At 53.6% G+C, this 12,539-nt stretch carries 12 protein-coding genes; 1 reads left to right on the forward strand and 11 read right to left on the reverse strand.

The genetic code is table 11. From position 1 onward, the window contains the following. Positions 1-2: 2 nt before the first annotated feature. Both gss and JTI85_RS18545 read right to left on the reverse strand, forming a co-directional pair. Positions 3-1,865, reverse strand: a complete 1,863-nt coding sequence (gene gss, locus JTI85_RS18540; protein ID WP_061068587.1) for a bifunctional glutathionylspermidine amidase/synthase — start codon at positions 1,863-1,865, stop codon at positions 3-5. A gap of 153 nt (positions 1,866-2,018) precedes the next feature. Continuing rightward, complete coding sequence (locus tag JTI85_RS18545; RefSeq protein WP_219351865.1) at positions 2,019-4,307, reverse strand: FdhF/YdeP family oxidoreductase; 2,289 nt, start codon at positions 4,305-4,307, stop codon at positions 2,019-2,021. Positions 4,308-4,524: 217 nt separating this feature from the next. Here JTI85_RS18545 and yghU point away from each other — a divergent pair, with 217 nt between their 5' ends. Further along, on the forward strand, positions 4,525-5,391 hold the full coding sequence (yghU, locus tag JTI85_RS18550; RefSeq protein WP_061068589.1) for a glutathione-dependent disulfide-bond oxidoreductase: 867 nt from the start codon (positions 4,525-4,527) through the stop codon (positions 5,389-5,391). 95 nt (positions 5,392-5,486) lie between these two features. Here the strand turns inward: yghU and hybG are convergent, their stop codons facing one another. The 9 genes from hybG to JTI85_RS18595 form a co-directional block, all read right to left on the reverse strand. Beyond that, complete coding sequence (hybG, locus tag JTI85_RS18555) at positions 5,487-5,735, reverse strand: hydrogenase maturation factor HybG (RefSeq protein ID WP_048213216.1); 249 nt, start codon at positions 5,733-5,735, stop codon at positions 5,487-5,489. Between the two features lie 30 nt (positions 5,736-5,765). Next, entirely contained in the window at positions 5,766-6,107 is a 342-nt protein-coding gene (hypA, locus tag JTI85_RS18560; protein ID WP_003828349.1) for a hydrogenase maturation nickel metallochaperone HypA, read from the reverse strand. Further along, on the reverse strand, positions 6,100-6,588 hold the full coding sequence (gene hybE, locus JTI85_RS18565; protein ID WP_005123148.1) for a hydrogenase-2 assembly chaperone: 489 nt from the start codon (positions 6,586-6,588) through the stop codon (positions 6,100-6,102). The genes hypA and hybE overlap by 8 nt, the downstream gene beginning before the upstream one ends. After that, entirely contained in the window at positions 6,581-7,075 is a 495-nt protein-coding gene (locus tag JTI85_RS18570) for a HyaD/HybD family hydrogenase maturation endopeptidase (RefSeq protein WP_061068591.1), read from the reverse strand. Before JTI85_RS18570 ends, hybE begins: the two co-directional genes overlap by 8 nt. After that, on the reverse strand, positions 7,075-8,778 hold the full coding sequence (gene hybC / locus JTI85_RS18575; protein ID WP_003024476.1) for a hydrogenase 2 large subunit: 1,704 nt from the start codon (positions 8,776-8,778) through the stop codon (positions 7,075-7,077). The genes JTI85_RS18570 and hybC overlap by 1 nt, the downstream gene beginning before the upstream one ends. After that, positions 8,775-9,953: a Ni/Fe-hydrogenase cytochrome b subunit gene (hybB, locus tag JTI85_RS18580; RefSeq protein ID WP_006688074.1), complete on the reverse strand. Its 1,179-nt coding sequence runs from the start codon at positions 9,951-9,953 to the stop codon at positions 8,775-8,777. Before hybB ends, hybC begins: the two co-directional genes overlap by 4 nt. Further along, positions 9,943-10,929, reverse strand: a complete 987-nt coding sequence (gene hybA / locus JTI85_RS18585; RefSeq protein ID WP_219351866.1) for a hydrogenase 2 operon protein HybA — start codon at positions 10,927-10,929, stop codon at positions 9,943-9,945. Before hybA ends, hybB begins: the two co-directional genes overlap by 11 nt. Positions 10,930-10,931: 2 nt before the next feature. Continuing rightward, a complete protein-coding gene (hybO, locus tag JTI85_RS18590) occupies positions 10,932-12,050 on the reverse strand; it encodes a hydrogenase 2 small subunit (protein ID WP_016154493.1) in 1,119 nt (372 codons plus the stop codon). 188 nt (positions 12,051-12,238) lie between these two features. Further along, the gene (locus JTI85_RS18595) at positions 12,239-12,526 is read right to left on the reverse strand and encodes a DUF2623 family protein (RefSeq protein ID WP_048213218.1); all 288 of its coding nucleotides are present in this window, start codon (positions 12,524-12,526) and stop codon (positions 12,239-12,241) included. Positions 12,527-12,539: the final 13 nt, after the last annotated feature.

The raw sequence follows: 12,539 nt of genomic DNA on the forward strand, positions 1-12,539 counted from the left end.
GATTACGCTTCCTGCACCACAATCAACGGCTCGATATCGCTCTCTTTTTTAATCACTAGCGACTCATCACCGCGCAGGCAGGTCCCGCCGTAGTTACCACCTACGGTGAACGTACAAACCTGAATATATTTACCGGCAACCTTCGGCAGACACCAAAGCTGCTGATAAATGTTCTTCTGCTCAGCAAACTTACCGCTGGTTTTATCCAGTAGCTCTTCCTGATGACTCACCAGATCGATGTTGCTGCCACAACGTCCTGCAATAGGTTTCACCGCATAACCGGTTTGCGCCAGCTCTTCATTAACAGTGAAATCGGTATCAAGCAGATAGCGGTGGTGCGGGAAAAGCTGCCAGAGGATCGGCAAAATCGCTTTGTTGCCAGGGATCACCGTCCACAGAGGTTCGAACACCAGCACTTCCGGGCGCAGCAACACGTCGATTAAACGCACTTCCTGATTGGTATGCCCGGTACGAATTGGCACCGCGGCGTACTCCGTTTCGCTGACCTCTCGCACTTGCTCAATCGCGGTTTCCCACGCCCAGGTTTTCCAGACGCAGTTTACCAGGCGACCGTCACCGTCAATCAGTTGACCGGCGTCATCCCAGCGTAGCTCATCGAGGCCACGCAGAATTTTGCTGTCAAACCCGGCCTGACGCAGCGCCTGCTGCATAAACTGCGCGTGGTAGTTTTCTTCGATATCCTTATCCTGCATGATGTGGACAAACGGACGTGCGCGGCTGTGCTTCCAGGCCCCCGCCAGTTCGTTGATCAACCCTTCAGCCGGGTTGTGTCCCTGCCCTGTGTAGCCCCGCTCGGCCCATCTTTCGAGGATCAACCCGGCTTCGGTATGGCACGATGCGGAATCGGCGTTGTACTCGTACACCTTCAGTCCGCGTTCATCCATACAGAAATCCATACGACCCGTAATCATATGATGCCGACGACGCTGCCAGGAAAGGCGCAGACGCGGCCAGAGGATTTTCGGGATATCGAACAGCGCCAGCAGGTTGTCGTCTTTCAGCACCTTGTCGGTCGCGTGCAGGTACATCAGGTGTAACTCGTTAGTGGCTTTGATCAGCTCCTGCTCGGCACTCTCGGTAATGGTGAAGTACTGATGCGGATCCTGATTAATGACGTGACCGTTCGCCAGCACGTAGGCTTTTTGCAGCGGATCCTGCTCATCCAGCCATTTACCGTCGAACTGTCCGTTATCTTCCAGTCGCGCGCTGCCAATTTTCAGCGAGTCATTGGCGATCTCCGGCTGCGGCAGGCTGTAACGGGTATCCTCGGTCTGGATCATCCAGCCAAGTATGGTGGTGTCGTCAAAGGTATCCCGCAGGGTGTAGCAACCGTTTTCAACCACCATCTCCAGTTCACGGGTCCACTGCTGTCCGGGAGGCAGCGGCGTATGGAGCACGTTCTGTTCGGCAATACGGATTTTGTTTTCCAGCAACTGGGTAACGACCGCCACATGCCCGGTATCTTTAAATTCGCCGCCTTTTTGCCAGATAAGCAACGCGCCTGCTACCGGCGCGCGGGGCGAACCATTGGGAAATGCCTGTAACGGCAGGATATTGTCATTCACCACTTCACGCAGGAAGCGTAAGGAGAAGATCTCCCAGGCCATGCCTACATCGGTGAAGACCACGCCATAGTTAAGGAACAGAAAGCGGCGTGCAAACTCTACGCACTGCCATTTGTGGCCCATGTATTCGTCGTCGATATAGCTGCGAAATGCCGCATCATCGTCGTAGTCCCGTGGGTCAAGGGAGCTGTAATCTGAAGAGTAGATTGCTACGCCGCCTGGGGCGTAGCCCAATAATGTCCCGAATGGGGCATCCTGACTGGTCGTTCCTTTGCTCATGCACCTTACCTCAAAACAATACAGCCTGAGCAGGTTGGCGTGAATTTTTCGCTCTGATTGCCTGCTCTGCGACACTAACCGGACAGAGGTCGACATCATCATACACCTCAACGCAGCGGCTGGCGCTCAGAGGCGAAAAATTCACAGCAGGAACTACGCTTTGGCCAGGGTGACCGGTACGCTTTTATAGGCCGGAGTCAAACTTTGTGTATCTACCGCATCCAGCGAAAGCAGGACATTCGCTTCAGGCAGATAAGCGCCAATTGAACCCGCCGCCATGTTGTAAATCACCACCGTTAAGCCGTACATGATGCGATCCGCGCACGGCTGGCCGTTGTCACCCAGCGCCTGAACGTTGACCACATCACCCTGGCTCAGACCGCGAGCCGTCGCTTCCTCGGCGCTTAAAAACACCACATCCCGACGACCGGTAATGCCGCGATAGCGATCGTTCATACCATAAATCGTGGTGTTGTACTGATCGTGGCTGCGTAGCGTCGCCAGAACCAGCGCATCAGCAGGCTGATTTTCCCGCTCTACCGCCCGCTGATGGCTGACGATAAAGTTGGCTTTGCCATTTACCGTTCGCCATTCACGGCGCGATGCAGGGGTATCCATACGAAACCCGCCCGGCTCGGCAATACGGGCGTTGTAATCGTGGAACGCCGGGATCACGGCTTCAATGGCGTTACGGACCAGTGCGTAGTCCCCGGTCAACGCTTCCCAGTTTACCGGCGAAAGCGGCAGCGTGGCGCGTGCTATGCCCGCCACAATCGCGGGCTCTGATTTTAGCCAGCGGGAAGCCGGTTTCAGCGCGCCGCAGGACGCGTGGACCATCGACATTGAATCTTCGACGGTCACCGACTGAATGCCCGTCGCCTGCAGATCGCGCTCGGTTCTGCCCAATGCGGGGAGCAGATAGTTATGTTTTGCCAGCAGCAGGTGCGATCTGTTCAGTTTGGTCGCAACGTGAACCTGCAGATCCAGCTTTTTCATCGCCGCAAAAGTACGCTGCGGCTGTGGCATCGCCACCGCCAGATTGCCGCCCATGCAGATGAGCGCTTTTGCATCGCCCCGCTCGATGGCGCGAATACTTTCCACACTGGAGCGGCCATGTTTGCGCGGTACACGGATAGAAAAATACGTCTCAAGGCGTTGCAGGAAATCTTCTGATGCTGCCTCGTTGATCCCCACCGAACGGTCACCCTGCACGTTAGAATGACCGCGCAACGGGCAGATCCCCGCCCCAGGCTTACCTATATTGCCTTTCAGCAGCAGCAGATTTACCAGTTGCTGGACGTTCTCAGTGCCGTTTTTATGTTGGGTGATGCCCAGACCATAACAAACAATCGTGGCGCGGGATTTACTGTAGCTGTGCGCCAGATCTTCCATCTGGCTGCGCGTCAGCCCCGAGTCCTGTTCCAGCTCCGCCCAGCTACGCTGGCGTAAGTCATCATACAGCGCGGCATATCCGGCGGTATGCTCATCGATAAACGCATGATCGAGCGTTGGCTGCAGATCCAGTAAGATCCGCGCTTCATCCATTTCGATCAGCGCCTTCATGATGCCTTTAAGCAGCGAGGCGTCACCGCCCATTTTGACCTGGTAGTAGTCGTGGCTCAGCGCCGTCGCCTGGCCGGTGAACATCTCTTTCGCGCTTTGCGGGAAGCTAAAGCGCTCAAGCCCCCTTTCGTTCAGCGGATTAATGGAGATAATTTTTGCCCCGCGTTTGGCAACGTCGCGTAAGGTGGTCAGCATGCGCGGATGGTTAGTGCCAGGGTTATGCCCGATACAAATCACCAGATCGCAGTGGTCAAAGTCCTCAAGTTCAACGGTTCCTTTTCCAAGGCCAATGGCTGGCGTCAGCCCTGCGCTGGTCGGTCCGTGGCACATGTTGGAGCAATCAGGAAAGTTGCTGCTGCCATATTCGCGGGCAAACAGCTGATACAGGAACGCTGCCTCATTTGACGTTCTGCCGGAGGTGTAAAACTCAACCTGTTGTGCTGAATCATAGCTGCGCAGACGCTCACCGATTTCCTGGAAGGCGATATCCCAATCCACCGCCTGCCAGGTGTCTGACGCTGCATCGTATTTCATTGGATGCGTCAAACGACCGATATTTTCCAGTTCATAATCGCTGTAGTGCCATAGCGTAGAAACCGGATGACGGCTGAAAAATTCCGGTGACGCTTTCTTGCAGGTTGTCTCCCAGGTGACTGCCTTAACGCCGTTTTCGCACAGCTCCATCGGTGCCCGATGGCCTGGGTCCGGCCACGCACAGCCCGGACAGTCGAACCCTTTCACCTGGTTCATTTTAAACATCGCGATAATGTCGCGGGCGACAGCCTTTTGCGAAAACAACGAAGCAGTGACGGCTTTTACCGCGCCCCACCCACCCGCCGGGCCCTGATAACCGCTTACTCCTGGAACACCCTTTTTCATTATTACTGCTTATTCACCGCCAATTTTTGATGGTGAATACGGTAGCAATTTCCGTCCAACATTGATTTCCTCTTCATGGAGTACGGGCCAGGTACAATGAACGGGTTAGATTTATCTTCCCCTTTCAGCACAAAACGGCATAAAGTCCCAATCTGTTAAATTGAGTTCTACCTGGCTGCTACACTGCATCAAACAACCACTCAGAAGGCAGGTCACTATGTCAGACAATACCTATCAGCCCGCGAAAGTCTGGACGTGGGAAAAATCGAACGGCGGCGCATTCGCCAATATCAATCGCCCTGTTTCCGGCGCTACACACGAGAAAACACTGCCAGTTGGCAAGCATCCGCTGCAGCTCTATTCGTTGGGTACGCCAAACGGGCAGAAAGTGACAATTATGCTGGAGGAGCTGCTGGCGCAGGGCGTGAAGGGCGCGGAATACGATGCCTGGATCATCCGTATTGGCGATGGCGATCAGTTTTCCAGCGGCTTTGTGGAGGTGAATCCGAACTCGAAGATCCCGGCGCTACGCGATCACTCGCAAAACCCACCGGTTCGCGTATTCGAATCTGGCGCAATCCTGCTCTATCTGGCGGAAAAGTATGGCTATTTTCTGCCGCAGGATTTACCAAAACGCACCGAAACGCTGAACTGGTTATTCTGGCTACAAGGCGCAGCCCCATTCCTCGGCGGTGGCTTTGGCCACTTCTACAACTATGCGCCAGTGAAGATTGAGTACGCGATCAACCGCTTCACCATGGAAGCCAAACGCTTACTCGACGTGTTGGATAAACAGTTAGCGCAGCATCAGTTTGTCGCCGGAGATGAATACACCATTGCCGATATGGCGGTCTGGCCGTGGTTTGGCAACGTGGTATTGGGGAACGTCTATGATGCGGCAGAGTTCCTTGATGCCGGAAGTTACAAGCACGTGCAGCGCTGGGCAAAGGAGATTGCGGCGCGTCCGGCGGTTAAGCGGGGCCGTATTGTAAACCGCACTAACGGACCGCTGAATGAACAGCTTCATGAACGCCATGATGCCAGCGACTTCGATACCCATACCGAAGATAAGCGTCAGGGTTAAAATGCCTGATGGTGACGCCGGGGCGTCTTATCAGGCCTACAAAGACGCCCTGGCGTAGGCCGGATAAGGCGTTTGCGCCGCCATCCGGCATAAAATCAAGCGCTGGTGACGTCATACTCCATGCGGCGAAGTGCATCCAATGTGAATTTAGCTTCATCTTCATCAATGATGCTCATGGCAAACCCTACGTGCACCAGCACCCATTGCCCGACCAGTTCGGCAGGCTCGCCTTCACATATCAGGGCAATATTGACATCACGCTTGATGCCGCACACTTCAACCTGCGCAAGCTGGTGAATATCTTCACCAACGGCCAGAACCTGACCAGGGACTCCAATACACATATCTGACTCCGCCCCATAGCAACCTATGGGCTATTCGACTTCAATACTTTTCACTTTCAGTGAATCGCCAGCATCTACCCGCAGACGATCGCCCTGACAGAGAGGACACTGCGCATCATGCTGGGTGATCTCTACGACCTGACTGCAATCCCAGCACCACGCCTGGGCGGGTTTGTAATCAATATGCAGCTCACAACCCTGGGCCAGCGTCCCCTGACAGACGATGTCGAAACTGAAACGCACGGCGCTCTCTTCAACGCAGGAGAGCGCCCCGATTTCCAGCCAAACGCCGGTTACACGTTTGACACCGTGCTGCTCTGCCTGCTGTTGAACAATCTCAACCGCGCTCTGACAAAGGGACAGCTCATGCATTTTCGCAGTTCCGACGACCCAGCAGCAGCGCGCGGCGGTTGAGCTGCGGCGCATTTGGATCGCTCACCGGCAGCGATAACAGCATTCGCGCGCAATCGTCAGTCAGGCGCACACCTTCTTGCGCAGACATGCTGTGCGAAAGCGGCGACATCAGCGAACAGGAGAGGTATTGCGATACACCCTCCAGTTCACCCACGGTAAAGGTCATTTCGCCATACGGCAGACGCAACCCGATTTTTTCGCTGACTTTACGCACCGGCCAGACCTGATCCGGCCCAGGGAAAATTAGCGCGCTGAGCATCCAGGGGGTGATAACACACCCCGTCCACTGTCCTTCAAACAGCGTAAAATCAGAGACATATACCGGCATATTCGGATGCAGGAAAGAAAGATCGTGCATCGAACGCCGGGCAACCTCTTCAAACGCGGCCTGAATTTGCTGCTTCGGGGCTGTCTGAAAGCCTAAGAACTCCTCAGACATGTGCCTTCTCCCGTGGAATAGCTTCAACGCCAGACTCGCGCAGCGCGGCAAGAACCTGCTCAAGCGCAGGTTCAATCATCGCTTCGACCGTTGGCGTTAGCCCGATATGCGGCTCCAGCGATTCCGGAATAACGCCGACTAACGTCAGCTTTTTCGGAAACTCGCCAGTGAAACGCAGGGCCGACAAAACGTCGGCCAGGCCAAGCTGGTGCGGTGAGATTTTGTTGGTAAACAGCGCCGGGATCTCTTCATCCCGCAGGACCATCATCGTTCCTGGCGTGTTTTTCTTCGACACAATGGCGTCAGCAATGATCAGATGATCTCTGTTCGCCATATCGCCGAGAAGCTCCATCCCAGCCGTACCACCGTCCAGAACATCAACAAAGTCTGGCAGGATGTACCGTTGCTCTAATGCCTCAACGATACGTACCCCGATGGCTTCGTCGGTCAGCAAAATATTGCCGACCCCTAAGACTAATATCCGCATTACAGAACCTTAACTGAGACCACTTCGTTCCCGTCAACGTCCACCACATGCACCGCACATGACATACAAGGGTCGAAGGAGTGAATGGTACGAACCACTTCCAGCGGTTTGTTTGGATCGGCAATCGGCGTACCTACCAGCGAGCGCTCATACGGTCCCACTTCATCATTAAAGTTACGTGGGCCAGAGTTCCAGGTTGACGGTACAACCGCCTGGTAGTTGCTGATAATGCCATCTTTAATCACCATCCAGTGAGACAGCATACCGCGCGGCGCTTCGAGGAAACCAACACCTTTGAATTCGCCCGTTGCCGGAATATCCGGTTTCACGAAGGTGGTGTGGTCGCCTTTACCGATATTCACGATCAGCGCGTTGTACTGATCCTGCAGAACGTTCTGCAGTTCACAGCAGTGAACGGTACGGCCAATAATACGACCCAGCGTAGAGTGCAGCTGAGACACTTCGATAGTTTTACCGGTCAGCTTGGTGTAAATCGCGATGATTTCATTCAGCTTGGCATGAGTAGACTCGCGTTTGGCCGCCAGTTTACACAGCATGTTGGCCAGTGGACCCACTTCAACCGTTTTACCGTAGAAGGTCGGCGCTTTAACCCAGGAGTACTTGCCGTCATCTGACCAACCGGTGTAATCAGGAACCGTTGTGCCTTCCCACGGAGCCTGCGGCGCTTCGTCTTTGTACCACGCGTGTTTCGCACTCTCCTGAATCCCTTTGATCAGGTACTCATCGGAGTGAGAGGTGATCGGACGATAGGTCGACAGATCTTCATTAGTAATGTAACCACCCGGGAACAGGAAGCTGCCGTTTTTACCGTCAGTCGGGAATTCCGGCGCGCTCAGGTAGTTAACCGCGCCCTGACCACGCTCCAGCCACTCAGGATAGAATGCAGCAATAACCGCGGTATCTACCTTGTAAACCTGCTCAACGAAGTCGCTCAGCTTATCAATGAAAGACTTGATGTACATCAGGCGTTCAAGGTTCAGCACGCCAAGACCGTCGAGGTTAATCGGGTTAGCAACCCCACCTACCGCCAGGTTCTGGATGTGCGGCGTTTTACCGCCGAGCAGCGCCACAACGCGGTTGGCATCACGCTGGCATTCCAGCGCCTGCAGATAGTGAGCGACCGCAATCAGGTTCACTTCCGGCGGCAACTGCATTGCCGGGTGACCCCAGCAACCGTTGGCAAAAATACCTAACTGACCGCTGGCAACAAGGTCTTTGATCTTGTTCTGAACCTTGGTGAACTCTTCTGCGCTGTTCAGGTGCCAGGAGGACACGCCGTTCAGCATGGCAGATGCTTTCGCTGGGTCAGCTTTCAGGGCCGAGGTGATATCCACCCAGTCCAGCGCAGACAGCTGATAGAAGTGAACAATATGGTCATGCGTGGTGTGCGCGGCCAGAATGATGTTACGGATGTACTGTGCGTTTACCGGAACATCAATATTCAGCGCGCTTTCAGCTGCACGAACAGAAGAGATAGCGTGAGTTGTGGTGCAAACACCACAAATACGCTGCACAATCATCCAGGCATCGCGCGGATCGCGATTTTTCACGATCTCTTCCATGCCGCGCCACATGGTACCGGAAGCCCATGCTTTAGATACCACGCCATTTTCGATTTCGCAGTCGATGCGTAAATGACCCTCAATACGGGTTACCGGATCAATAGTAATTCTCTGGCTCATGCTTTGCTCGCCTCATGACGATTTTGATCGTTTTGTTTTAAAGGAGGAAGTATCGGCAGTAGACGAATGAGTACGATGTATGCACAAATCTCAATAGCCACAAAACCAATAGAAATCAACAGTTCTTCCCAGGTTGGGAAGTAGTGGTAGCCACCACCAGGATTGAATGCCACCAGCGAGTAGGACAGACGCCATGTCGCACAACCCAGCAATGCGCTCAGCGCAGACAGATACAGCATGCGCGAGTCATTGCGCAGCTTAGTGACGCGCAGCACCACCAGCGGGAAGACCATCAGCACGACTTCAATCCAGAACATCACGGAGTAAAGATCGCCTGCAAACGCATACGACAGCTTGTCGCGGTAGATCAACTCGCCAAAGCGCAGGACCACGAAAATCGCCAGCAGCACGCTGATGGTATTCGTCAGCTTAATGAACAGACTTTTCTCGTCCGGACCGTTACCTTTCAGACCCGCTTGTACCAGTGAGCCTTCAAAAATGACGATCGAGAAGCCCATTATAAAGGCGGTTAATACCGAGAAAAGCGGCAACATTTCATAAGCTTGCCAGAGCGGATGTACTTTATAGCCTGCAGAAATCATCAATGAACCCATTGAAGACTGGTGCATGGTCGGCAGCAGCGCGCCGAGGGCAATAATAAAGAACATCACTTTATTCAAACGCTTGAGAGAAACTTTCCACCCCAGACGTTCAAACAGAGCTGGCGCAAATTCCAGCGCCATGATGCCGATATAGATGGTCATACAGACCGCCGTTTCGAACAGTACCGAGTTCACGTTGAAGTGACCCGGAATGTAGAAGTACGGCAGGTTCCAGTAACGACCGACGTCAATGGTGATCGACAAACCACCCAGCGAGTAACCAAACAGGCTTGCCAGCAACGCCGGACGTACCAGTGGATGGTATTGTCCTCTGTTGAAAACATACACCGCCCACGCCAGCGCCCAACCGCCGCACGCAAAGCCAGTACCAATCAACAGGTCAAATGCGATCCATACGCCCCACGGGAAACCGCCGTTCAGATCGGAGACTGAACCCAATCCGAAGACCAGACGTTTCACGATCAGGAGCATACACAGGACGATAAGCGGCCCAAAAATAATGACCGGTTTGCTGATTATTTTTCCGCCCAGCGGTTTAGGATCATGACTCATGATCGTCTCCTCCATCGTGATGGTCGTTTTTCGTGTTACGACGAACCAGCACGGTTAAGCCCGCCAGCGCAGCCAGGGGTAAAATCATGCCCTTGTACAAGGAATGTTGAACATGTTCGGAACGCGCACCGGTTGAAAGGTCATCCAGTTTTGGCAGATCCAAATCCTCGTAAGGAACACCCGTCAGCACCATAACCTGCGTACCACCACCTTCTTTCTCACCGTACAGGTGTGGGTAGTACTTCGGTACCGTATGCAGATAGCTATCACCAGCGTTCACTGTCTGACGCGGATAGTGGTATTCGCTGCCAGGCTTCAGTGCGAGACGTTTTTTCGCCTCAGCCATCAGCTCTTCACGGGTACCAAAAATCACTGCACCGGCAGGACACACTTCAACACATCCCGGTAAGCCACCTTTGTCCAGACGTTCAACGCCTTTCTGGTTACACAGTTCACATTTATGAAGCGCACCAAATGGGTTGTTGTAGTCGTACTTAGGCACGTTGTACGGGCAGGCGACCATGCAGTAACGGCAGCCGGTACAGACATCTTTGTCATAGTGGACGATGCCGGTTTTCGGGTCTTTCTTCAGCGCGGAGACCGGGCAAACGGAGACGCAGTTTGGATCGACACAGTGCATGCACTGTTTCTTAATGTATGCGTAACCATTTTCTTCCTGGTCTTTGTTAACGCCTGTTCCGCTACGCCACACCTGGATGATGTTGTTGGTGTACGGTGACAATTTGTCGTTGTTCGACCAGGTTTGCTCGCCTTCCGGGTTACGCGTCGGGAAGTTGATATCCTGACACTTGGTGACGCAGGCCTGGCAGCCTACGCACAGCGTCGAATCATAGAGCATCCCAAGAGAACCCGGGATCGGCGGACGGTTTTCTGCAGCCGCATGGCTGATGGACGGCGCGGCGCCCAACAGCAATGCCCCGCTGGAGGCTGCTTTAATAAAGTTACGTCTGTTCACGGTTATTCTCCCCGTGAGTCAGCGTTATCTTTCTTCTGCTGACGCCCCAGTTCACGTACCGCCATCACGCTGACGCCGGCAACCAGTCCTACTACGCCGCCAAGCAGCCCAATAGCCCCAGCTGAAATGTTGCCGCCTTCTTTCATGTTGACATCAGGCTTCTCTGAACGCGGGGTTTGGTTTTCCACATGGGCGAGTTGGTGAATGCCTTTATGGAAACCGACGCCTTCTTCGTTACAGCCGTAGCAAGGATGACCAATAGCCACCGGCCACACGCCGCCAACGTCACAGAATTGCAATGTTGAGCAGTTGCCGTACGTTTCTGGCCCTTTACAGCCCAGATGATAGAGGCACCAACCTTCACGATGGCCTTCATCGCCGAACTCTTTAGCAAAACGACCGGCATCAAAGTGCGGGCGACGTTCGCAGTGTTCGTGAATCAAACGACCATAGGCGAATGTCGGACGGTTTTTGGTATCCAGCTTCGGCGGCTTACCGTAAGTGATGATATGCGCGACCGTGGCGAGGAAGTTATGCGGGTTAGGCGGACAGCCTGGGATGTTGATGATGGTTTTGCCTGGCAGAACTTCTTGCAAGCCGACTGCACCCGTTGGGTTCACGCCAGCGGCAGCCACACCACCCCATGCGGCACAAGAGCCGATAGCGATGATAGCTGCTGCACCTTCGGCCGCTCTGCGGATGTGATCCACAATTGGCTCACCGGCAACCATGCAATAAATACCATTATCTTTTAGTGGTATAGAACCATCTACCACCAGAACATATTGCCCTTTGTACTTCTCCAGAGCGTTATGTTTGTTCTCTTCGACCTGGTGGCCAAAGGCGGCAGAGAGCACCTCATGATATTCAAGAGAGATAGTCTCCAGAACGAGGTTTTCCACTGTAGGGTGTGTCGCACGAAGCAGCGATTCAGTACAACCCGTACACTCCTGAGCACCAATCCAGATAACCGGCGGGCGCTGAGGACGAGAAACTGATTCGGCCATTTCTGCGGCGGCTTTGCTACTGAGCCCCATAGTAGCGGCCAGTGCTGCACAAAGCTTCATGAAATCACGGCGATTGATGCCGTTCGAATTGATGAGAGAATTATCTCCAGTCATTTTATTGTTATTCCGTTGCGAAGACCTGGCTTTTATTTTGCACCATTCGCATGTTGCATATTGCGATCGGCGCGCCATTACCACACTTTTTATATGGTTATGTGCATTATAATACTTCGGCGGAGCAACAAAACGAAGGCGTAGGTCAATAGTGTAATTAATTAAAGCAAGATAATACCCCTTTTGGATCAAGCTTCGAGCCGATAGCCGGCCATGAAAAACCGAATTGTTGTACTCGACTGGTTCTCTTTGAAGAAATCCATCACCATCTCTTTATCCAGCCCGTAACGACGCGTCAGGATCCCCGCTTCCCATGCGCTGAGCTGTCGGTCACCCGTTTTTTCAAACATTCGATGTGAAAAACCCAGAACAAAACCGCGTTTATAATCTGAACAAAAATTCGCCACTGAACGAGCACTGTCCGCACTTGAGGCGTTCAATCCGGCCATCAGGCCCTTTCCAAAATGGTTGTCCATGCATAACCTCCAA

Source organism: Citrobacter sp. Colony219 (assembly GCF_019382635.1).
In the GTDB taxonomy this organism is placed as follows: Bacteria; Pseudomonadota; Gammaproteobacteria; order Enterobacterales; family Enterobacteriaceae; genus Citrobacter; species Citrobacter youngae.